We start from the raw sequence: 22,256 nt of genomic DNA, 5'->3' as shown, positions 1-22,256 counted from the left end.
TTTGCCGCTTGCTTCCTTCAGATTCCACGTCACCATGGACACCCTTGCATTAAGCTAACCATTACTACTGCCTTCATGGTTCGGGACTCGCACCCTATAGATTGCACCCATGCCGGGCGCACGAAAAGGAGCTGCTGATCAGCTCCTGGTAATGAAGTAAAGCACCTGTTAGTGTATAAATGCTTCCCTATACAGCAATATTTAGGATAGCTTTTTGGGAGCATCTCTATATACTATTCCATCCACTTTTTATAGAGGGCGTCAAATTCCCCTTGAAGCTTCATTTCATCCATCCACATTTCCAAGTAGCTTGCATAAATGAAGTCACCTCGAGGAATCATATAACCTTTTTCACTGTTTGTGAAAGGCTTGTCAGTTTGAGCCGCATACAATCTGGGATCAGCTTTTGCATACAGCATTGCTTCTACTGTGTCAGTGATCATAACATCATACGTACCTTCTGCAACAAGATGAGGGATATCAAGGTTGTTTTCTACAACAATTACCCTAGCATTGCTTAGATACTGACGGACAAATTCTTCGTTTGTTCCGCCTGGATTTACGCCGATGCGTATAGAAGGCTTGTTGATATCTTCAATGGTAAGATATTTGTCTTTATCTTCCTTGCGAATCAAAGGCACCTTACCGAATGAAAGGTAACCTTGGGATACATAAGCGCTTTTTTGTCTTGCTGTATTGCGAGTCACACCGCCCACAGCGATATCAAATTTGTCCGCTTGCAAATCTTTCATCATCGTAGGCCATGTGGTTGCGACAAATTTCACCTCCACACCAAGGTTTTTGCCAAGCTCTTTGGCTGCGTCCACATCAAATCCTTCATACTCATTTGTTTCTCGGTTCAAATAGGTAAATGGTTTGTAGTCCCCGGTCATTCCTACCCGAATGTATCCTCTTTTGATTATTTCATCAAGCTGGGAAGTCTCAACATTTTTCAAATGCCCTGGTGCATTTCCTGATGCGGGTTCAGCCGATACGTTTTGTGAGGTGATTAGGTCGTGACCGACGTACCCTGTACCAAGCAAGGATAAGCTGATCACTCCAGCCAATAGTGTTTTTTTCCAACTCATGTAATTTCCCCTCCATGTTTGCTATATTTTTAGAATTAATCTACCAATTATTAAAAATACAACAAAATAAATGAATCACCTTCAAAAAACAAACACTTTTTTATATTTAGGTGGATTAGCCTAATAGTTGATATTAAAAGGACTACACATATTAGAAATATCTAAAATGTGTAGTCCTAATTTATTTTCCGCCTTTTGTTTGATAAACCCTCAATGACTTTCCTTGTTCAGTTCGTGGATAATACTCCACTTCACAGTAGTAGTTACCTTCTTCTACACCCTGATAATTCTTATGAAACATAATGCTATTCTTTACAAAGTTAGCCTCTGTAGGTTCCGCAATCAAAATAATGAAACTACGACACATTAAACTTAATGGCTAATTGATAGTTAATCCATATTTTGAAATAAGAAACGAGTATAGGGATGATTTAGTTGTTGAAAGTCCCAACTAAATGTTTCCACAAGTTCTCCTTGATACATGACAGCGATACGATCACATAATTTTCGAGTAGATTTTAAGTCATGGGTGATAAATAAATAGGATAATTGTTCTTTTTTTGTATACGTTTTAACATATTTATTTTGGATGTTTGAGATGATTGATCTAAGCTGGCTATTGATTCGTCAAATATTATGATTTCCGGCTTAACAGCTAAGGCTTTTGCTATTCAAACACGCTGTTTTTGCCCACCACTTAATTGATAGGAATATCATGATAAAAAAAGAAGAATCAGGATCCACCCACTTCAGTAATTTCAAGCACGTTGCTTCTCACGAATTTTTTTCATTGGCGAAATAATTACGAATTGGTTCTTCCAGGAGTTCCTTCACGCGCATTTTGGGATGTAAAGAAGATGATGAATCCTGTAAGCCTTATTTGCATTCGTTTATAAATCGCTATATCACCATTTGGTCTCCATTAATCGATTGACCGTTTAATAAAATTTGTCCAGATGTTAATGGGTCTATTCTCATAATCAATTTCGCTAGTGTACTTTTTCCACTACCACTCTCTCACCATCTAAACCTATACTTTCTCCTTGTTTCAAGGTTAAATTAATTTGTTTAACAGCTTGAAAATGTAGTTTTGGTTTAAATAATGATTTTCTTCTCATTCTCAAAGGATATTCTTTTGCCACTTTATGAGCAAAAATCAAGTGATTTATAGATAGATAAAACATTTCCCTCAAACGCGGTTTAAGTAATTTTTATAATCTTCATTCTTTTCTCACATTTGAATGATATAAATAATTATCGTCAATATTGTTACAGTTCAACAATATTTCACATATTTTATCACAATATCACTTGTCCGTATTCCGTAAATAAAATAGTCATAATTATTAGTGATCAAAAGAATGATTATAATCGTCATCTAATAAAGAGTGGTGGGATAAAATGTTACCGATTGATCGACAACAACAAATTTTAACATGGTTACAACAAGAAGAAACTGCGTGTTTCGGATATCAGTAAAAGATTAGAAGTCTCAGAAATGACAGTTTACCGAGATTTAAAACCATTAATTGATCAGCGGAAAGTATTTAAAACATCTAATGGAATTGCTCTAATTGCTCAAAGCTACATGTCTTCTAATCATTGTTCTTATTGCTATAAGGATTCAAACACGAGACTTTCGGTTCAATTGATAAATAAAAATCAACACGTGGAGCACGCATGTTGTCCTCATTGTGGGCTTCTTCGTTTTCAGGAAATAGAAAATGACATCTCACATATTATTTGTCATGATTTTTTGAAAGATACAACGATAAGTGCTAAGTTGGCGACCTTTCTTATAAATGCAGATATTAACTTGAATTGTTGTCAACCACAAGTTATTGCCTTTGAATCTATTAAACAAGCGAAACAATTCCAGTTAGGATTTGGTGGGCAAATTTATAGTTTTAAAAAAGCAATTCAAGCTATAAAAATTGAAATGCATGGCAAAGACTGCTGCCATTTAAAACAGTAAGAGGAGAATAGCAGCAGAAAAAGTAGACAAAAAACATACTAAGTCTTGATGGAGGTTTTGACGTGAAAAAAGGCAATTATAACCGTTTATGGAAATGGCATTTCTACGCTGCATTATTTATCGCCCCACTATTGATTACATTAACACTAAGTGGTATTGGATATTTATTTTATACAGATGTAGAAAATAAAGCTTACGATGATTTATTCTTTGGGCAAAGTGAAAAAACAGAACAATTAACGATTGATGAAGGCATTGAGAAAGCAATAGAACAATACAAAGGCTATTCTGTCTCAAAAGTAATTTTATTAGATGATCCGTATAATACACGCTTAACGATGACAAATGAAGATGGCGACCAAAAATATGTTTTCTTAGATGATAATTATGAAATAATCGGTAGTCAAACTGCGAAACAAACATTTTCAAATGTTATGAGAGAAATACATAGTTCTCTTTTTGTAGGTGGAACTGTTGTAAATTACTTAGTTGAATTAGCTGCTTGTTGGGCAATCTTCTTACTGTTTACTGGTCTTTACATGACCTTTAAGGGAAGGGCATTGAAGAAAGTACTGAATCCAACGAAGCGACAAAAAAATAAAAATTTGCATGCTTTAGTAGGTACAATTATAACGATTCCCATGATTATCGTTATTTTTACCGGATTACCTTGGTCGGCATTTATGGGTAATTTTATATATTCAGTAGCTCAAGATCATCCTTCTATTGGGAATCCAACTTTAAAACAACAGCCTCCAACTTCGGATATGAGCGAAATCCCATGGGCTACTCGTAAAAATGAGGCACCAACTTCAGACGATACTCATGCACATCATGGTAATATGTCTGATATGACAAGTATGTCATATGGTAGTAGTATAAGTGTCCAACAATTGATGACCAAGGTTGAGGAAGCTCATATTTCCAAACCTTATTCAATTATTTATTCATCGACTGAAGAAGGTGTATACACAGTTTCTAAGGGGAGTAACACTGGTATAACAGGATTAGACGTTAGCCCGTATGAGGAAATGACAACCTATTTCGATCAATATAGTGGAAATTTGATTTCAAAAGTGAGCTATCAGGACTACGGTATTTTAGCAAAATGGTTTACATGGGGTATTCCATTACATGAAGGTCATTTATTTGGCTGGCCAAATAAATTGATTAACTTATCTGTTTGTCTTTCCTTCTTATTCGTCATTTTTTGGGGATTTAAAACGTGGCTTTCTCGGAAAAAAGAAGGTAAACTCTCAACTCCACCAAAAGCTTCAAGTGGACTTTCGATTGGCTTTATTATCTTCATGGTGATATTAGGGCTGATTATGCCACTATTTGGGATATCCTTGATCGTGGTGGCTATTGTAGAAGGAATTATTTATCTCATCAAAAAAGAAAAAAAGTGATCATTTCAAATTAATCTTTATTAAGTATTGAACACCGTTCATTACGTTAACAAATAGAAGTTGATATTTTATTAACAAGAGAGAATTTCTTTAAATCATGAAAGTATACTATAGGTAAAGAAAATCTGGTAGATGTTGAAGATATCTATGTACAAAAGTTTCTTTCCATTAAGAAAGCCCCTTTTTTAAAGTGAACCCAAAAAGTTAGACACTTTATTTAGTTACGCAGCTACTAAGGATTGAGTTCGGTATTGCACCGGACTCAATCCTTTTAATTTTGCTTTGATCCGTTTGTGATTATAGTATTCGATATAGTTCTCCAGCTCTTGTTTGAAATGGGCCATGCTGTCAAAAGCAAACAATTCGGCAACTCTGGATCTTGAACTCGTTAGTTGAAGTACATTCCATATCAAAAACATATCTTCAAATGAGGAACTTCTTACTTTGCACAAACAATGAAACTATTTAATGAATTCTCATTTCCATTCGAAGTGTTCATCAGTTCATAATAACTAGTTATCAACGTTTGTATCATGGAAGGTACGTTAATAAATTCTGCACGGATACTATTTGCATAACTTTTTTCCCATTGACCGTCTTGTAATAATGTTGCATCGACTTTAAGTTGTTTTATCACTTCAAAATTTGCTTGCTGGAGTAGCTGGTGAATTTGAGTTTTATGAAACAAGTTTTGGATATTCCCTTCATTTTTTACGAAGTTTGAATACAAGGCAAGGATGGAAACTGCACAAAAATGGGAACGTTGCGTAATGCAGGTAATATCGAGGTCCCATTCTGCAAAACATATATGTTTTGCCAATCTACGAATTTTTTTAAAGTAATTCAATAAATCTTCAGGTTGCTTGAAATACCATGAACAATGGGATAATACCGCCACATCAAATGGGATAGTTGTTTTAAATAAATTAAAATCCTTTTCAAAATGGAAGTCAATACGTTCTCCTAATGAAGATTTCTTAATACGCTCTGTTGCTTGACCTAATGTTAACGGTGCTCCGTAATCGGGACTAGCAATATCTATTGCGACAACACATCCGTTTTCTCCTACTGCGTCTGCTATTGCAACGGTGGTATCCCCTTGACCACAACCTATTTCTACTACACGCATTCCTTGTTGAATCCCAAATGCTTCTACTAATTCCAAACGGTGCTGCAACTGAACTTGTTGTATCAAATCACCTTTGAATAATTGATATTTCGATAAAAAAGATATTGTTTTTTCGTTTAGTTGAAATGACGTCAAATATAATTCACCCCACATTTATTGTGTATTGGTTTATCAACAATGAAAAAAGCTGCCTCAGCAACCCCCTTATTGAAGTAAAGCACCCGTTAGTTTAAATACAATACTTCAAAATTGATATCTATCCTTGGAATTTAATACAACAAAAAAGTTCTAGAACCAATGCATTTTTTAGTTTAATTTAGCTTTTAAATCCACCTTTGAATGACTGCAATCCAATCTGCTTCATCGCTCACTAGAAATTTAATAGTTTTTGCAACATCTCTCGGTTCTCCTATCCAACGTCATCCTTTTTAAACGAAGTTTATTTTGATAACAATACGGGGCTAATATCTTTCCATTTATAAACCAAAAGATTTAAATCAGCACCAGCGATTTTGATGTTTTCGGATTTAAGTAATTCCGCACCAAAAGCCTCGTAGAAAAATCGAGATATATTATCTTCAAGTACCTCAACAAAAATCGTATTAAATCCCAGTTCTTCAAATTTTAAAAATAGTTCTTTGATAAGTTTCTTTCCTAGCCCCATTCTTTGAAACTTTTCAAGGACATATATAGAAGTTAAATCACCTGAATTATTCACTTTATTTGTTTCTCTTTTTCCACCATCAGCAAATCCAACTATTTTTCCATCTTTATTTTCTGCAACAAAAACATAATTTTCATCTTTTGATATATTCTTTAACCATAAATCCTTCCTTTTCTCATAAGATAGTTTATCTAAAAAATCACTTGGTATTATATTTTTATAGGTCGTTCTCCAACAATCTACATGTACTTTTGCGATTTCTTCAGCGTCAGCCGCCGTTGCCTCTCTTATTAACATATAAATTTCCCCTTTCGAATCTCATATATATATTAAAATTCGTTTATGGCTAATAGTAATCCTCTTTCTTATAGAACTAACCTGCCCCGATAGTTGCATAAAAAAAGCTGCTTTAAAGACAGCTCTGATCTTCTGGTAGCCCCGCGAACGTTATGTCTAGTAATATTCTGCAAGAAATCAGTAAATCAAGATTTGACATAAACCCTGTTAATACGGCAAGAATGGATGATGCTACCAAATTTGAAGTAAAACAATTTGGAATCGGCTTGTTTAACCAGCTTAAAACACTCGGTCTCATTCATCTTTTTCTGATTGGTTTTTTATTGTCGGCTGGCTTTGTTTCTTTATATAACTACATTGGTTTTCAGCTCATTACCCTGCCCTATTCACTTAGTCAAACCTTAGTTGGATTTATCTTCATCGTCTATATTGTTGGTACATTCAGTTCTACATGGATGGGAATGTTAGCAGATCAATATGGATGGGAATGTTAGCAGATCAATATGGTGAAAGCAGAATGTTACAGTTATCCATCATTTTTTTAATGTTAGGGGTTTGCATCACATTGAACCTCAATCTATGGATAAAAATTTTTGGAATAGCAGTCTTTACTTTCGGTTTTTTCGCCAGCCATTCCATTGCTCACAGTTGGGTTGGAGATTAGCCGCTCACGATAAAGCTCAAGCAGCCTCATTATATTTATTTTCCTATTACCTTGGGGGAAGTATTGTTGGAACAACAAGCGGTTCATTTTATTGTCATTTTGGGTGGATTGGCATTGTCGTCATGATCGCTGTTCTTTCTACAATTTCCCTCTTGATTTCAATTCGTTTAGGAACAATTTCTTCAAGAATAATAAAGTTGTTGAAAGTTCATTAAAGCAGTTTGTACCAATTTTATTGTAACGTCCTCAAAGAATGTAATAGTTACTCCCAACAATGTAGAAGAGTTTTGTTGGGAGTTTTTTTCTACACATAAAAAAACACCAAATTTTTCAATTGACTTTTTTAAAAAAATAAAATAAAATTCAAAGTACTCAATTTAAACTACTCTAATTAAAGTACTTTAAATTGAGTAAAATACTTAAATTAAATCAAAAGGATGGATACAACATATGAAATTTACTGCATTCTTAAAAACAAGAGGTGCATCTGCGGCAATCTTTATGGGGATTTTCTATGCAATTGCCATGCTAGGCATCTTCTTACCTGGGTATACAGCCATTCCAGGAAATGTCGATAAATTACCTATCGCCATCATCAATGATGATGCCGGTGAAAATGGGGCAATGATTGCTGAACAGTTAGAAGAAAATTTACCCTTTAAAAAAATCGAGACGGATATAACAAATAAACAAGCCTTAAAAGATTTAGAGAAAAATGACTTAGCATTAGTCGTACACATCCCGAAGACCTTCTCTGAGAATATGCAAAAAGGTGAAGCGTCATCAAGCATCGACTTTACAATCAATGAGGCAGGGGCAACAGCCGTTTCTTCTACCATGAATTCTGTCGTAACTGAAATTAACAGCCAGTTAAGTACACAATTCTCACAACAAACGGCTCAGGGCGTATTGATGAACTTTAATGTACCTGAAAAGCAAGCCGCTGAATTAGCGGAAAAGATTGAGAAATCCTATGTAGGAAATGTGGTTACAATCAACGAAATACCAGATGGCATGAATCATAATATGCTTCCTATGTTCTTGACAATGGCCGGCTATGTTGGGGCGATGATCGGAGCAATGCAATTAGTAGGTGCATTTAAAGCCAGCCGCGGAAAAGCAAGTAAATCACGTTTATTCATGTATGTTCAATCAGCTGCGTTATTGATTGCAGTCATTTCATCATTCGTTGCTGTAGGTGTAGCGTATTTAATTGATAAGCCAAGTGGTGACCTATTCTTCGGTATAGTAGGTCAACAAATACTTAACTATATGGTATGTTTTAATTTCACCGCGATTTTAATCTTCTTATTTGGTGAAGGCGGCATGATTTTAAACTTACCGATTTTATTAATCCAAACAATAGCAAATGGTGCCACCATCTCGCGTGATATGATGCATTTACCATATGAATGGATGAGCCACATTTCACCGATGTATTACTCGGTGCAATCTTACTTTGCAAACCTATATGGCAGCATCAGTCCAAGTCCGTATATTTGGTCAATGGTTACAGTTGGTGCTGTTTCGATGGTAATTAATATGACTATTGTCGCGTTTATTCACAAACCAATGCCAGGCCAGGTTTCTGAAACAGAAAATGAAAAGAATGCGGCTGAAATCACAGCTTAGGTTTTGCTACAATAAGGAGATAATACTTCTTAAAGGAGCGTAGAAAATGTCTATTCAAATTTTTATATTGAGCAAGCTGATGGAGGATAAAAACTATCCTTATAAATTAAAAAAGCAGCTTTCAGAACCCATTCCGTTGGATCGCCTAGGTGGGTTAACTGAAAGTAAACTGTACTACCATTTTGAATCATTGGTAAAACAAGGTTTAGTCGAACCAGTAGAAGTGATAAAAGAAGAACATCGGCCTGATAAACAAGTATATGCGATCACGGATAAGGGTCGCGAAGAACTACCCAAAAAAATCTATAAATTATTTGAAAATGCGGAAGAAATTAAGGATATGATTGTTTGTTTAGCAAACATCAAGTATGTAGATCGTGATAAAGTAGTGGATATATTAGAAAAAAAAATAAAGACTATCAATGGTATTTGGGAAGAGATTAGGAGTTTTGAACCAGAACAGATAGGAAAAGATAACGAGAATATTGGTGAATTTTTGCATGGCTATCTTTCCACTAGAACAGATCACACAATATATTGGTTTGAGGAGTTAATTAAAAGAATTAAGACAAAGGAATTATAAAAGGATTATGAGTATAACCAGAGCAGGCTTTCAGGAATTCCTTGACTAAATCGATGTTAAACTTCAACTAACCGGAGCTGAGTTGAAGAATCTTTCTTCATAAGCTGGAATGGTAGCTAACTTATTGTAAATAAAATTTTAAAGAGCCTTACTTACATTGTATGTAGTAAGGCTCTTAGCTTTCTGGGTTTTGAGCTTTTTTTATTTTCATGGGAGTTGCATAAAGTAAAAGCTGCCTTAAAGTCAGCTCTGTTCTTCAGCTAACGCACCTGTTAATTTAAGTACATTTCTTCACAATCTATATAGTGCTCCAATATAAATATCCAATAAATACCTTAAAAAATAAATAGGTGATTTTAATCAAGCTTTCATAAATTAACAGACCTTTACAAAAGCCCCTCAATAGGATTTGACCCATGCCCATGTAATGGTGTAAATGGTCAATCAATCTGGGCCAAACCCTCTTTACGAAATAATCCATCTGTAAATATAACCTATTTTCCATCAGGTAATTTAAATCTATACTCACCATAGTTAACTCAACTATTAATCATGAATCTGGTATTTTATTTTTTATAGGTGTCTTAACCTATTCTTCTTCGTATTTAACAAATTCAATTTTCTTTTCATCCAAGTTGGGTTTTGCTTGGTATCCTGCTTTTGTCCAAGAATAAGCCTGTGTGTGTTGTGACGCACCATCCCACCATGCCATATATTTAGATGCTGATACTGGAAGAGTAAACCCAAGTACGTCTTCCACCTCTAAAAAAGTCATAACAAAACGATTGGAATCTTTTGATTTTAAAAATTTATGTAGTGGTTCGTATTTGCTGCCTCTTGTACTCACCTTTTTCATCCCCTTAAATTTCAATTCCTTTTTTATCACGCTTATAACTTTACTATAATAATACAATTTCCTTATTAAACAACGACAAGACTTTTACATTTTCTTTTTCTACTTCTCTTAACTCAATGGCTCCAACACATAATAGGCCTTTAATCGGTACATTTGTTTCAATTAAGTAATGGCCATGATTATTTTTGACTAGATGCATATAATCAATGAGTTCGCTTAAGCCTTGTGATGCATAGCCGATTGATTGTGTATTTTTCACTTCACCGATGACAAGTTCGACTAGCTTGTTCGTTTTACGATTGACTTTTTCAATCAATATATCTGGTCTGCCCCGCCAATAACTCAACGATTTATCTATGTTGAAGAATGTTTTCGTTAACTTGTTATTTTGATGAAATGATTGCATTTCATGAATTAAATACGTGTTCGCATTATCCGCTAATTCATCACTATGAATATGAAATTTCACAAGATTTGAGCCAGTACTATTATGATATAAATGAACATCAAATTCCTCATTTGCCCAACTTGCAACTTGCGAGTTTGTACCATCCATTATGTAATACGTTATGTTCTCTTGTTGCTTTAAAATTTGAACAATCCAATACAACTCGAACAATACGTCCTCATTCGTAGGTATAATAAAAAACTCATGTAGTACGTCAGATAATTGGTCGAACGTAAAATCGCCTCGTTCTATTTTGCGAATAAAAAATAAAAGATGAGCTGCCTCACGATAAATCTTCTTTCGATGAGATTTCACTTTATTAATGGTTCTATCTGAAACGTTTCTTTGTTCAATTCGGGATACATACACATTATTGTATAGTGCCATCTCAACAAAACGACGATTGTGCACAACTTCTTCATACCAAGGCCGAGATGTAAAGATTGTTAAAAACTGATCATCGAAACAATAATTATTAAGCTTAACCAATAACTCTTTTAATACTAGGTTTTCATCTGTATTAAAGGTACGTTCCGTTTCACGAGTGATAAATCGGTAACGGTCTTTTAGATTTGTTTGCAAACGTCTGTGAAGCGTCTCTTGCCACAATACTTCGCCTCTAACTTCATAATAACTTTCAAGCTTATTCGAATCGGTCGATGATTTAATAGAGGCCAATCCTTCCTCAAGTGAGTTCATGAATATAATTGTACGTTTATTTTTAATGAACCTAAGTTTTAATAAATCTTGCAGACGGTCGATGGAAAAATTCGCTTTATGAATAAACGAATCTATTTGAATGACTCCGTCTTTTAAATATCCATATAAATAGCTACTCACTTCATCGATCATCCATTTATATTTCATCTATAACACCAATTTGGAAAAAGTCTTCGATGAAGTCTTTTAATAGATCCTCTGCTATTACTTCACCTATTTTCACACATAACTGCGTTACAAAATCTTTAATTTTATAATCACTTAACCCTTCGAATTGTGGCAGTACATATAAAATAATTGCCGAAGTGAAATCTTCACTTTCTGCGGTGTAGTTTGCAATATCTTTTACGATAGCAGGTCCAATTTTTCGGTATTGATTTATAAGCTCCCAAAGAGACGTTAACGTTTCCAAATGGATATAGTCTTGAATCGACCACACAGATAAATATTCCTCGACTAAACGAGGTGAAATGGACTTCGGTACACCGACTGGAATAAACGCAAAACGGCGCATAAATGCATAGCTCATTTCAAATAATGAAGACTTATCAATTGTGTTCATTGTACCGATAATTCGCCAATCATTTGGAACAACGAACTCATTTATTTGAATATCACCTTTCACTTTACTTTCAGGTTTTAATATAATTTGAGTCCCCGCTTTCATTTCGTAGGGAAGTGTTACTTCATCGCCTGTTAAAACTGAAAATAGCGGACCAAACGCTTTATCAATATCAGCTCGATTGATTTCATCAATAATTAACCATTCATTTAAATTAGCCTCTTCTTTATTTTTGAAGCATTGCAAAAACAAGCCGGCATCAAAGTAAAGTTCGCCATTCTTATTTGGTTTATAACCACCAATTGTGTCGTAAGTTGTCCAGTTCGATGTCGCTGTTACAAGCTTGTTTGACACCCCAATTTGATTACAAATTTCATTTGCTAACTTTGATTTCCCTGTACCGGGCGGACCAGTTAAAATTATATGTTTGCCACTATTTAATGCCGTTTGAATTTGGGCTAGTAAAATTCCTTCGTTTTCAAAAACGAGATTTCCTAGAGTTGAAATGTTCTTTACATTAGATATGTTATAGGTGGATTTTGTATCTTTTATAATTTCAGATCCGCTGTTATCAATTTTAATAGGGCTCGGCTTCCACATTTCATAAAGCTCTTTATTATGATAAAAGTTCACTGGAATATATCGTCCCTGAGTTTCTAACGAATGGCGAATTTCATATAATTGCTTATCAATATCTTTTTCATTTTCACTTTGAATACGGTCATTGAAATTTTTCACTATTAATGATTTATGACCTGCACTAGCCATACATTCAAAATAATCGGGTGCAATTAAATGAGAAATAATATGTTGTACTTGCACATTTTTACCGATTATTTTTTTCGTGTTTGCAATAACTTTTTTCAGCTCCCAAGGATCATTTAACACAGCATGCCGTTCTTCAATAGACATAAGTTTAATCGTGATTGCAAATTGAATAATATATGAGATTTCTTCAAATTTTGCGGTATTATAATATGTACCTGTCGCACCAATTCCTAACTCTAAATCCTTTAATAATGGATGATTATTATCGTAAGAAACTTCTCCCCAGCTTGCAATATCTTTTAGTTTCAGTAGCTTAGTTCGATAACTCACAGTTCCTGAATAAGGGAATAAATAATAAACGTATATGATTTCCATAGCTAGTTGATAAATATCTTTGGTTGCACCTTGTAGTTGCATTTCAAATTTTTTATCAAACGTCGACTTACCAGTATACATAGGATTTTCATTAAATCTTGTTTTTAAAGTTTGTAAATTATTCACTGTCCATAATTCGTGATTTTCATTAAATAATGAACGGTCTTGTAACAAGCAGTTTTCTTTCCATTCATTTGCAGCATTATATACATTTTCACGATCTCCAATTACGTCATAAAACACTTTTGCCATTAAATCACCCCGTTAGTTTATATGTTTTTATTATATTAAATACAAGGGCTATAGGTGAACAACTTTGGTATCCTTCACATAAATTAGAAACCTTGCAATTTCACAAGTCGTTCCTACCTTACATGCCACTTTTTAACTTCCTTCTCGGTTACATGATTTTTATCCACCTATTGCAGAAAGCTGCCCTATAATGATATATCGAGACCTCGATTATTCTTACATTAACTGTACAGTAAGTAAGAATAATTCAACACTAATAAAAATTTTGTAATAACTTTCATTTTTTTTCAATTCATTATCTTTTAAATGACTTTTTAAATGACTTTTTAAACAATATTATGTAATAAGAATTTTTTCTATTTTCTTTATGATACTAACCTACCCCATTAGCCATTCGCGAAGCGCAAAAATCAGCGCTTCACCACAGAGAATGAAAATGGGGTTCAGGGTCAATAATGTTTAAAGGCTGGCGATGAAGGCCGTTGAACTATGGTGCCTTTAAGCCCATCCGTTAGTCTGACTCCGACGACCACGGTGTACCACCGACTGTCGCGCCCTTTATGAGTATCACTCATGGGAGATTAATCCTTTTTTGGTCGTCGCGCTAGCCTCTGGTTTTTGTTTAGCGATTTAGCAAACTCAATCAGATCACTCATAAGGCTCAGCCTTTTTTTAAAAAGCGTTTTTACTGGAACTATTTTGTGGTTTTTTCTGGGTTTTGAGCTTTTTTTGTTTTCATGGGAGTTGAAGAACAGAATAATCGATTACAATATGTCCCCTCACTTATCTTAGGTATTCACTTTAGCTGTTCGAGTACAACAACTTTATCCCATTCTTTGTTTTTATAATCGGATTCTTCCCAACCCACGCGGTATATATCACCATAGTTCGGACGGAATCCCATGGTAGTAAATACCTTTTCATCAAAAGTAATGTCTTCGCCCTCGCCTCGCGAATTCTCCCCAAGGAGTTTACCATTGTCGATATCACTGATTTCAAATGTCTCGGAAATGATATTCTCTTCATCCCCATTAGCAATCAGCTTTTCTCTCCCCATATATACTTCAGATGTTTGCTCGTCCAGTTGTACTATTGGCATTTCCTTAATTTTTGAGAGACGGTTTATTTCTGCGATAATCCTTTCATTTTGCTTTTCATCTTGCCTTTCGTCCGCATTGTAAAAACCGATTGCGTATCCCCCACTTAATCCTACTAACGTTCCTGCAATCGTAAATGCTAATACTGTCTTCTTCATATGTAATTCCACCTTATCTATTGTTCTTATCTACTTATTAATCATAACATGCGGATTATTTAACATACTCTCCAATCCTAGGCATTTTACTAACTGAAGCCCACTTTTCAGTAGATTTGTTTCACCGAAACCCGTAACTCCGGATTAAATGGATAACTTGATAAAAAAAGAAGAATAGATCAGGTGAATGATCTATCCTTCTTTTTGCAAATAAAACTGATGATTACATTGAGTTAACGATACGTGATAAACGAAGTGATCCGGCCATCTGCAGAGGTATTTCGAACCTGTAATACAAATGTTTTAGTTTTTCCGTTTTATTAAGCTTGCCTCCTCCAGTATAAAGCTGTGTAACTTACATCCTGTCATCCTTCCTATTCCATATTCCTGTGGCACAAAGAGCATCCTTAACAGAAGGATGCTCTTTGTGTTTATAATTTGATTTCTTTCGTATGTGGAGAGACTACTTGTTTTTTCGTATCTTGTTCCTGAACCGTATTTGTGGTGATCTTTATATAAGTGAGAGGATTGGGAGCCTTGGATAAGAAGCAAATCAATGTATACGTCTCTTTTTCTTTTGCTTGTAAGTGTATGTTTTTGGGATCAGCGTTCATTTTATATACATCCACGCTCTCTCCGTTACTTAGAAGCAGCTTCTTTATAGGTCCCTTCCCCAAATCAAGTGGTTGATCTGACACGTTTTCAATTGTAGTTGTAAACTGAATGGCATTCATTTCATTCGTAGGTAGACTACGCTGTTGTAAATTATACTTGCCCACTTCACTCACTTCTTTACTTTGTACGACTTTTATCTTTTGTACATCAATATGAAGAGGACCAGCTTGAACGCCTACCTTCGGTTCACTTATTTGTTTTAGCGTAAATACTCCAAGTGGATGAGGGGCAGTCTGTCCCTCATGACTCAATGGCTCTTTGTAAGGTTTTACTTCTACATTAGGTTGCGCTGCTGCATTCTCGCTATCTTTCATTGTTTTTTCAGAACTTTGATGATTTGAACAAGCAGATACAATAAAACAGGTACAGATAGCTATACTTAAAATAACCTTTTTCATTTGTATTCTCCCTTACAGATAGAATTTGTTTAATCATCATTTCACTATTTATATTCACTGTATAAGTTACAAGATTTCCTAGAAAAACTCAATTATTTTCAGAAAAGTCAATGAACTTCAATGTATTATCGCCAATACTTTTTCTTATCCAGCTTTATTTTATAGAGCTCTTCATTCAGGATAAAATTTAAAGTTATTTCATTAAATAAAGTTACTTCCTACAAAAAAGAACCTTTACTAAAAAGTAAAGGCTCTAACTATATAAATGGAATTTACTACGTATTTAGAAAGCACAGTATCCAACAACTGGTTTAGATGATCCCGTTTTAATAAAATAATCTGGAACGTAACCCTGATCAAGGTCACCGCCGTAGCCATTATCATCGGCAAAATCCCAAATTTTACTTCCTTTATAGGATTCACCATTTACATAACAATACAACCAAAGTTTTTTTCCATCAGGAATATTGGTTTCAACTCTTTTACCATTAATCGTTGGCGTGGTTCGAATATCCAGACCTGCACCACCCGTTTTTTGAACTGGATAAAACGCAGCATGTGTAATGGGTAGATTGGTAAGCAATACCAAACCAGCGATTACAACTGCAACCAGGGAGAATGTAACTTTTTTAAGCATCTGTTACCTCCTATATAAGAGTTTATAGTCGGATTCCTCTTACTTCTAGAACAAAGAATGACTAGGTCTGACTCATTTGGAAATATGAGGAATACCTTTTTAAAGATACAATACATTTCATGAGAAATCAACGAATAGATTGAATTTTTTGAATTTGTTTTATCAAAAGTGAATGTATCCATATCTAATTATCACTTTCACGGATGTAGCAATATATCATTAAACGAATGGATTGCTTAATTGAAGCAAGCCATAATTTAAAAAGCTAGAGAATAATTAAGTATTCGGGAGATAATTAAAGTATAAAGAGGAAGGGATTAACGTTCTTTATATTTCCCCTTTTAAAATAACATCCTTTAGGATTTTTTCTAGATACTCATAATTCCTTTAATTCCCCAAAGTGTCATCTTCAAAGACGGATTCTGCAAATTAAGAAGTTTGGAGAGGAAATCCTTCGTAGTTGGTAACTTACTTAAGACGGTTAAAGTCGTTCAGATATTACCTTCTCTAAAAGCATGAGCACTCCAAATTTCGGATATGAAAAGAATTCCATTTGTACCCGTTCATAATCAAAGATAACTAAGCAAGGATTTTCCTCGTAAAAATGTTTTATGGTATGATAGTTAGATTGTTTATCACCCCGGTGACACATGTACATTCATCTAAGAAAAGAGGTTTTTATGCACACCACAGAATTAACTAAGCGACATTGGTTGCTCATCTTAACACTTACTTTATTAACATTCGTTCTCGGGACAAGCGAATTTGTTATCGTCGGGATCTTAACCGATATTTCCTCGAGTCTCCATATTACAAATGCAAAAGCAGGCACACTCGTTTCTGCGTTTGCGCTTACGTTTGCCGTTGCCACACCGCTCGTGATGTCGGCAACAAGTCATTTTCCAAAGCGTAGATGGATGTTGTTTTTGATAGGTTCGTTCATCGTCCTGAATGCTTTGTGCGTGTTTTCGACGAGCTACATCATGCTCCTTGCACTTCGGATGATGACGGCGATCGTAACAGGCGTTTTGATTTCACTTGCCATGGTTGTTGCAAGTGAAACCATGCCGATCGCTAAACGCGGACTCGCCATATCATTCGTTTTCGGTGGCTTTACGCTTGCAAACGTGATTGGAGTACCAATAGGCACTGTCATCGCTGAATGGTACGACTGGAATGCATCGTTCCTGTTAACGACTTTTCTCGGAGCTATTGCGTTTTTGGCATCTTTCTTCGTATTGCCTACTATGCAAAGTACCATTCGCAGTTCGATGCGTGATCAATTTTCTTTGTTGACACATCCGCGAATTTTAATGGCTTTTTTCATTCCATCTCTTGGATTTGGAGCGACGTATGCCGTTTATACGTATCTTGTTCCGATCCTGAAAGGAATGGAAGCACCAGGCAGTTCAATCAGTTTGATCTTATTTGGCTACGGATTCATTTCCATTTTCAGCAACATACTCGCTGGTAAAATTGCCAGCTACAATGCGATCGGACGCCTCCGGTTTGTTTTCCTCGTGCAGGCAATCGTTCTGATCAGTCTATATTGGACGACAAATCATTTTATCATTGGATTGATTAATATTGGCTTGATGTCGTTAATGGCCATCCTTTTAACAACATCCACCCAGCTTTATTTGATAGATCTTGCCGGTATTTATCAACCAAAAGCTACAGGGCTAGCTGCTTCACTGATGCCAGTAGCAAGCAATGTCGGTATCGCCTTTGGTTCCGCACTGGGCGGAGTCGTTTACCATCAGGGAAACTTGCTGAATGTGACATGGGTCGGTGGGCTGGTTGCTATCTTTGCCAGTCTTCTAACTTTCCTAAGTTATCGCTTAGACCAAAAACAACAAAAGAAGGCAGCATAAGAGGATGAAGAAGCAATAAAAAAGCAGTTCTCGTGCAAAAATCACTCGTTAGAAACATAGAGTGTGGTTTCCTTTATATTGAAAAATTATGAAGCTAATCCAAACAATTTATGGATAAATTCTTATTGGTTTTGGGCAAGCTTCACCCTTGATAAACCTGTTTCTTTTTAATCACATGCATGGCTTCTATGCCACTCAGTATGTAAGTAGCTGTACGAAATGATTTCTATCCTTACATCGAACGAACGCGCTTTTTTTATAAAACGATGATCCTGTTCTACCATATTATTGTGATATTTAACTTGCCTTATTTGCATGCCTTCAAGCATGCGATTCTCTTCTTTTAACTCTTGAATCGCTACAGGATAGGCTGGATTTTTATCCACTGTTATGACACAAGGTTTACAAACATGAGAAGTAGCCAAGGCTTTCTTGAAAAGCGCTTGGCTGCTTGTTTATCTCTTGATTCCCTTAGATAAAAATCAATCGCATTCCCTTCTGAATCGACTGCACGATATAAATAAATCCATTGACCTTTTACTTTGATATACGTTTCATCAACTATTCAAGAGTCATTTGTTGGCTTAAGATGACGACGTACTCTTTTATCTAATATTGTTAGACCATTTTAAACCTGTATTGATTATCAAGACCAATTCCACCTAATACACTATTAGCGAGTGTCTCGCTTTGCTCAATTTTTTCTGATAGTATAGTAGATTGAATCAATGGAGTTCTACTTACAATTGAAGCGATTCGTTTTCTTGCTTCCCAAACGTCACGGAAAAAGATGAATCCAGCCCAATACCGCAGCCATTTCCATCGATTATCCATGTATTCTTAATAAAATATTTCTAAATTAGCCTTGCAACAGAATGGATTATCTGCTATATTACAGTCAATTAAATATTTTCTTACTTCATACTTTTTGAAGTGAGGATAGAGGAGCAAAGACCATTAGTACACATTTTGAGGAGAATGAGATCCTATGACTAGTGTGGAAAGGGGAATTTGCCGAAGCGGAAAGAATCTCATATTCTTGAAGCTGGTTCTGCTATTGAATAAATACAGGACTGTCATATAGGAAACTATATGGAGGGCTATCTTACGCACCGAAACGATTTTTTTGATAAATATTGTTTCTACTGCAGCAGCGAATCCTCGTTGTTGCTTTTTTGCGTTTACTCCTGAATGGCCCTAACCACCTCTGAGTTTTTCAAAAAAATTATACAAAAGGGTGTGAAGTTATGAATTTTGGCCAAGTATTAACCGCAATGGTTACCCCGTTTAATCATAATAATGAGGTTGATTTTTATGCTACGAGAACGTTAGTAAATTATTTAATTGCTAATGGTTCTGATGGATTAGTTATAGCTGGTACAACCGGAGAGTCTCCTACATTAACAGCAGAAGAGAAAGTAGATTTATTCAAAGTTGTTGTAGAAGTTGTTGATGGAAGAGTTCCAGTCATAGCTGGAACTGGCTCAAATAACACGAAAGCTTCTATCAGCTTAACAAGGCAAGCAGAGGCAGCAGGAGTCGACGGAGTTATGCTCGTAACCCCATACTATAACAAGCCGTCTCAAGAAGGATTATTTCAGCACTTTAATGCTATTGCCCAATCAACATCATTACCTGTAATGCTTTATAATATCCCAGGACGAAGTGTTGTAAACATGTCAGTAGAGACGATTGTTCGTCTCTCAAAAATCAACAATATTGTGGCATTAAAAGAAGCAAGTGGTGACTTAGATGCCATGGCACAAATCATTAGCGAAACAACTAGTGATTTTACTTTGTACAGCGGCGATGATGGATTAACAATACCGGTTTTAGCCATCGGTGGAACAGGCATTGTTTCGGTTTCTTCACACATAATTGGTAATGAAATGCAAGAAATGATTAATAGCTTCAAAAATGGTGATGTCCGTGGTGCTGCTTCCATACATCGTAATCTTCTTCCAATTATGAAAGCATTATTTGCTGCACCAAGCCCATCACCGGTAAAATCAGCATTAAATATGCGAGGGCTAAATGTTGGCGGTGTCCGCTTACCATTGCTCCCTTTAAACAACGAAGAAAAAACAGCTCTACAAATAGCTCTACAACCTAGTAACGTAGAATCTGTGTTATTAAAATATTAAAGCGAGACTTAAATACCGACTTTCTAATTAAAGACCATAATAAACGGGATAAGTTTATAAAAAGCAGTGCAACTTCGAAAGAAGTGCACTGCTTTTTGATTGTTTGCTCGACTTAGGGCTTAAACTAGTAGAAATAGCTCGTGGTTATAAGCTTAACGATATTATTGAGTCAACTGAACCAGCATTAATTATAGATCCTGACCTTTAATTCACCGCGATTTGCCAAACGAAATAACCTATCTAACTTTATGGGGTCAGATCAATCTTTACTGGTCGACCTTTTAATACGAACGCATCTGTTAGTTCATTAATAATAGGTGTACTCCACACTTTAGTGGCTATTTCAGGAAAAATAGCAGCAACGCCTCTGAATGCCAGTCGTTGAGTTTCTTTAGTAACGAGTTCTAATCCTACTTCTTTTTTTTCTGCTTTTCTTTAGAAAAAACGTTATCAGAATGGTAAGAATGACACAGGGGACCCATTCTAGAGATAAGACAGAAAATTTATTAGTTTCTTCATTGATTGCTTCTTTTTTAATCGAAGCAGGCACTTCTGTTTTCCTAACATCAGCCACTTTTTTAAGGTCAAAAGATTCTATGGCCGTCCCTTCTTGGTTCATGATTGAGAGAATACCATCATTACCGGTTTTAAGACTAGGTTCATCACTAGTTAAATATGTATAGTATAAGTCTTCATTCAGCTTGTAGGATTTAGAGTGGTCAGCTGAATAAAATATGTTATTTTTATCTATTTTGGCGGATTTAAAGTTTGCAAAGCCATAGCTGAATAGCAGCTCAGTATCAGAGTAGGCTTCCTTGTCTGAAGGAGCTTTAAGGGTAACGGCAATCAAGTCCTGTTCTCCTCTAGTAGCAGTAGAAATCAGGGTATATCCCGACTTACTAACGAAACCGGTTTTCCCACCTGTGATTCCCTCATAGGGAATTTCGCCTTTTAACATTTTATGATGGGTAACTAAAGTTGTGTCCCATGTTTTCACTTCCCATGGTAAATCCTTATTCCCCAAATATTCACGGAAGGTTTCATTTTTCATCGCATATTGGGTAATTTTTGCAAGGTCATGTGCTGTGGTTACATGGTTCTTGTCAAACAATCCATGAGGGTTCGTAAAATGAGTATCGGTGACGTTTACTTCTTTTCTTAAAAACTCATTCAAGTCCTCCATGAACTTTTTCTCACTACCAGACATATGCTCGGCTATTGCTATAGCTCCATCATTTCCTGAGTTGATTAGCGTACCGGCAATTAATTTGGAAAGCTCTATCTCCTCCCCAGGTACAATGAATAACGAAGAGCCTTCTGCCTCAGCCGCTTTTTTACTAATAGTCACCATTTCGTTCTTATCCCCGTGTTCTATAGCATATATAGCTGTGGCAACTTTCGTTAGACTGGCTGGATACATTTTTTTATTTGGGTTTTTTTCGTATAATACCTTCCCACTTTTCGCATCAATAATGATCCCGGCGTCACTAATGAGAGGTAAGTCGGATTCGGCACTTACAGTTGTTGATGCAAAGGGGCTTAAAGCCAAAATGAAGATAAAGAAAAACTTTTTCATATAACTCTCCTTGAATGAAAGTAAAATCCTATATAGTCATAATAAAGTAAATTGAATGTTTAGAGATGTTTTTTTGAAATTGTAATAAAACAGTAATTACCCTTTAATAATCATGGAAAATTCTTGGGTAATAACCTCCATTTAATTTCCTGAAATAACTTTATTAGGGCTGTTACCCTTTAAGTGGGAGCCTTTGTTTTTAAAAAAAGAATTCTCCATTATCAACAAATTTGTATTTTTTATTTTTCATCTTGCTGACGAGGGGGTGTGCAAGC

Annotated in this window: 19 protein-coding genes, 3 pseudogenes and 1 riboswitch; of the genes and pseudogenes, 7 read left to right on the top strand and 15 right to left on the bottom strand. The window is 35.4% G+C overall.

The window, feature by feature from the left end; translation table 11 throughout:
- Nucleotides 1-233 precede the first annotated feature (233 nt).
- Complete coding sequence (locus LQ203_RS24395) at nucleotides 234-1,088, bottom strand: transporter substrate-binding domain-containing protein (RefSeq protein WP_230162172.1); 855 nt, start codon at nucleotides 1,086-1,088, stop codon at nucleotides 234-236.
- A 900-nt stretch (nucleotides 1,089-1,988) separates the two neighbouring features.
- The gene (locus LQ203_RS24390) at nucleotides 1,989-2,066 is read right to left on the bottom strand and encodes a hypothetical protein (RefSeq protein WP_230162180.1); all 78 of its coding nucleotides are present in this window, start codon (nucleotides 2,064-2,066) and stop codon (nucleotides 1,989-1,991) included.
- A gap of 520 nt (nucleotides 2,067-2,586) precedes the next feature.
- On the opposite strand from LQ203_RS24390, the gene LQ203_RS24385 reads away from it, so the two are divergent.
- A complete protein-coding gene (locus LQ203_RS24385; RefSeq protein ID WP_356715366.1) occupies nucleotides 2,587-3,063 on the top strand; it encodes a hypothetical protein in 477 nt (158 codons plus the stop codon).
- Between the two features lie 62 nt (nucleotides 3,064-3,125).
- Entirely contained in the window at nucleotides 3,126-4,472 is a 1,347-nt protein-coding gene (locus LQ203_RS24380) for a PepSY domain-containing protein (protein ID WP_230162170.1), read from the top strand.
- A gap of 221 nt (nucleotides 4,473-4,693) precedes the next feature.
- On the opposite strand, the pseudogene LQ203_RS24375 reads toward LQ203_RS24380, so the two are convergent.
- The 4 genes and pseudogenes from LQ203_RS24375 to LQ203_RS24360 form a co-directional block, all read right to left on the bottom strand.
- Nucleotides 4,694-4,825 (bottom strand): annotated as a pseudogene (locus LQ203_RS24375) (IS3 family transposase); the annotation flags it as partial.
- Nucleotides 4,826-4,911: 86 nt separating this feature from the next.
- Nucleotides 4,912-5,736 (bottom strand): class I SAM-dependent methyltransferase, encoded by an 825-nt coding sequence (locus LQ203_RS24370; RefSeq protein WP_230162168.1) that lies wholly within the window; start codon nucleotides 5,734-5,736, stop codon nucleotides 4,912-4,914.
- A gap of 181 nt (nucleotides 5,737-5,917) precedes the next feature.
- Nucleotides 5,918-6,014, bottom strand: a pseudogene (locus LQ203_RS24365) (oxidoreductase); the annotation flags it as partial.
- A 26-nt stretch (nucleotides 6,015-6,040) separates the two neighbouring features.
- Nucleotides 6,041-6,562 carry a GNAT family N-acetyltransferase gene (locus LQ203_RS24360; RefSeq protein WP_230162166.1) on the bottom strand — a complete coding sequence of 174 codons (522 nt, stop codon included), beginning with the start codon at nucleotides 6,560-6,562 and terminating at the stop codon, nucleotides 6,041-6,043.
- A 152-nt stretch (nucleotides 6,563-6,714) separates the two neighbouring features.
- Between LQ203_RS24360 and LQ203_RS27750 the strand changes: the two genes are divergently transcribed.
- From LQ203_RS27750 to LQ203_RS24345, 3 genes are all read left to right on the top strand, one after another.
- Nucleotides 6,715-7,056 (top strand): hypothetical protein, encoded by a 342-nt coding sequence (locus LQ203_RS27750; protein ID WP_356715361.1) that lies wholly within the window; start codon nucleotides 6,715-6,717, stop codon nucleotides 7,054-7,056.
- A 620-nt stretch (nucleotides 7,057-7,676) separates the two neighbouring features.
- A complete protein-coding gene (locus LQ203_RS24350; RefSeq protein WP_230162164.1) occupies nucleotides 7,677-8,858 on the top strand; it encodes an ABC transporter permease in 1,182 nt (393 codons plus the stop codon).
- A gap of 46 nt (nucleotides 8,859-8,904) precedes the next feature.
- The gene (locus LQ203_RS24345) at nucleotides 8,905-9,441 is read left to right on the top strand and encodes a PadR family transcriptional regulator (protein WP_230162162.1); all 537 of its coding nucleotides are present in this window, start codon (nucleotides 8,905-8,907) and stop codon (nucleotides 9,439-9,441) included.
- Nucleotides 9,442-10,030: 589 nt separating this feature from the next.
- Here LQ203_RS24345 and LQ203_RS24340 read toward each other — a convergent pair.
- From LQ203_RS24340 to LQ203_RS24315, 6 genes are all read right to left on the bottom strand, one after another.
- Nucleotides 10,031-10,288, bottom strand: coding sequence for a hypothetical protein (locus LQ203_RS24340; protein ID WP_230162159.1), 258 nt, complete (start codon nucleotides 10,286-10,288; stop codon nucleotides 10,031-10,033).
- A 52-nt stretch (nucleotides 10,289-10,340) separates the two neighbouring features.
- Complete coding sequence (locus LQ203_RS24335) at nucleotides 10,341-11,612, bottom strand: hypothetical protein (RefSeq protein ID WP_230162157.1); 1,272 nt, start codon at nucleotides 11,610-11,612, stop codon at nucleotides 10,341-10,343.
- Entirely contained in the window at nucleotides 11,602-13,422 is a 1,821-nt protein-coding gene (locus LQ203_RS24330; RefSeq protein ID WP_230162155.1) for an AAA family ATPase, read from the bottom strand. The genes LQ203_RS24335 and LQ203_RS24330 overlap by 11 nt, the downstream gene beginning before the upstream one ends.
- A gap of 796 nt (nucleotides 13,423-14,218) precedes the next feature.
- On the bottom strand, nucleotides 14,219-14,677 hold the full coding sequence (locus LQ203_RS24325) for a hypothetical protein (protein WP_230162153.1): 459 nt from the start codon (nucleotides 14,675-14,677) through the stop codon (nucleotides 14,219-14,221).
- A gap of 431 nt (nucleotides 14,678-15,108) precedes the next feature.
- Nucleotides 15,109-15,750: a hypothetical protein gene (locus LQ203_RS24320; protein WP_230162151.1), complete on the bottom strand. Its 642-nt coding sequence runs from the start codon at nucleotides 15,748-15,750 to the stop codon at nucleotides 15,109-15,111.
- A 283-nt stretch (nucleotides 15,751-16,033) separates the two neighbouring features.
- Nucleotides 16,034-16,387: a hypothetical protein gene (locus LQ203_RS24315; RefSeq protein ID WP_230162149.1), complete on the bottom strand. Its 354-nt coding sequence runs from the start codon at nucleotides 16,385-16,387 to the stop codon at nucleotides 16,034-16,036.
- A gap of 680 nt (nucleotides 16,388-17,067) precedes the next feature.
- Here LQ203_RS24315 and LQ203_RS24310 point away from each other — a divergent pair.
- Nucleotides 17,068-18,261 (top strand): MFS transporter, encoded by a 1,194-nt coding sequence (locus LQ203_RS24310; protein ID WP_230162147.1) that lies wholly within the window; start codon nucleotides 17,068-17,070, stop codon nucleotides 18,259-18,261.
- 122 nt (nucleotides 18,262-18,383) lie between these two features.
- Here the strand turns inward: LQ203_RS24310 and LQ203_RS24305 are convergent.
- A pseudogene (locus tag LQ203_RS24305) lies at nucleotides 18,384-18,871 on the bottom strand (IS6 family transposase); the annotation flags it as partial.
- A gap of 8 nt (nucleotides 18,872-18,879) precedes the next feature.
- Entirely contained in the window at nucleotides 18,880-19,095 is a 216-nt protein-coding gene (locus tag LQ203_RS24300) for a hypothetical protein (protein ID WP_230162145.1), read from the bottom strand.
- Between the two features lie 98 nt (nucleotides 19,096-19,193).
- Nucleotides 19,194-19,372: riboswitch (Lysine riboswitch) on the top strand.
- A 136-nt stretch (nucleotides 19,373-19,508) separates the two neighbouring features.
- Here LQ203_RS24300 and dapA point away from each other — a divergent pair.
- Entirely contained in the window at nucleotides 19,509-20,405 is an 897-nt protein-coding gene (gene dapA, locus LQ203_RS24295) for a 4-hydroxy-tetrahydrodipicolinate synthase (protein WP_230162143.1), read from the top strand.
- 391 nt (nucleotides 20,406-20,796) lie between these two features.
- Here the strand turns inward: dapA and LQ203_RS24290 are convergent, their stop codons facing one another.
- Nucleotides 20,797-21,981, bottom strand: a complete 1,185-nt coding sequence (locus LQ203_RS24290; protein WP_230162142.1) for a D-alanyl-D-alanine carboxypeptidase family protein — start codon at nucleotides 21,979-21,981, stop codon at nucleotides 20,797-20,799.
- Nucleotides 21,982-22,256 lie beyond the last annotated feature (275 nt).

It is taken from the genome of Peribacillus sp. Bi96, assembly GCF_918698115.1.
In the GTDB taxonomy this organism is placed as follows: Bacteria; Bacillota; Bacilli; order Bacillales; family DSM-1321; genus Peribacillus.
The sequence above is the reverse complement of the archived record's forward strand: the minus strand, read 5'-3'. Positions and strand labels throughout refer to the sequence as shown.

Excerpts from the sequence above, each read along its gene's own strand:
- LQ203_RS24360 (WP_230162166.1), bottom strand. The coding sequence starts at position 6,562 with ATGTTAATAAGAGAGGCAACGGCGGCTGACGCTGAAGAAATCGCAAAA.
- LQ203_RS24315 (WP_230162149.1), bottom strand. The coding sequence starts at position 16,387 with ATGCTTAAAAAAGTTACATTCTCCCTGGTTGCAGTTGTAATCGCTGGT.
- LQ203_RS24395 (WP_230162172.1), bottom strand. The coding sequence starts at position 1,088 with ATGAGTTGGAAAAAAACACTATTGGCTGGAGTGATCAGCTTATCCTTG.
- LQ203_RS24350 (WP_230162164.1), top strand. The coding sequence starts at position 7,677 with ATGAAATTTACTGCATTCTTAAAAACAAGAGGTGCATCTGCGGCAATC.
- LQ203_RS24300 (WP_230162145.1), bottom strand. The coding sequence starts at position 19,095 with ATGGATAATCGATGGAAATGGCTGCGGTATTGGGCTGGATTCATCTTT.
- dapA (WP_230162143.1), top strand. The coding sequence starts at position 19,509 with ATGAATTTTGGCCAAGTATTAACCGCAATGGTTACCCCGTTTAATCAT.
- LQ203_RS24345 (WP_230162162.1), top strand. The coding sequence starts at position 8,905 with ATGTCTATTCAAATTTTTATATTGAGCAAGCTGATGGAGGATAAAAAC.
- LQ203_RS24325 (WP_230162153.1), bottom strand. The coding sequence starts at position 14,677 with ATGAAGAAGACAGTATTAGCATTTACGATTGCAGGAACGTTAGTAGGA.
- LQ203_RS24390 (WP_230162180.1), bottom strand. The coding sequence starts at position 2,066 with ATGAGAATAGACCCATTAACATCTGGACAAATTTTATTAAACGGTCAA.
- LQ203_RS24310 (WP_230162147.1), top strand. The coding sequence starts at position 17,068 with ATGCACACCACAGAATTAACTAAGCGACATTGGTTGCTCATCTTAACA.
- LQ203_RS24330 (WP_230162155.1), bottom strand. The coding sequence starts at position 13,422 with ATGGCAAAAGTGTTTTATGACGTAATTGGAGATCGTGAAAATGTATAT.
- LQ203_RS24335 (WP_230162157.1), bottom strand. The coding sequence starts at position 11,612 with ATGAAATATAAATGGATGATCGATGAAGTGAGTAGCTATTTATATGGA.
- LQ203_RS24320 (WP_230162151.1), bottom strand. The coding sequence starts at position 15,750 with ATGAAAAAGGTTATTTTAAGTATAGCTATCTGTACCTGTTTTATTGTA.
- LQ203_RS27750 (WP_356715361.1), top strand. The coding sequence starts at position 6,715 with ATGTCTAGTAATATTCTGCAAGAAATCAGTAAATCAAGATTTGACATA.
- LQ203_RS24290 (WP_230162142.1), bottom strand. The coding sequence starts at position 21,981 with ATGAAAAAGTTTTTCTTTATCTTCATTTTGGCTTTAAGCCCCTTTGCA.
- LQ203_RS24385 (WP_356715366.1), top strand. The coding sequence starts at position 2,587 with ATGACAGTTTACCGAGATTTAAAACCATTAATTGATCAGCGGAAAGTA.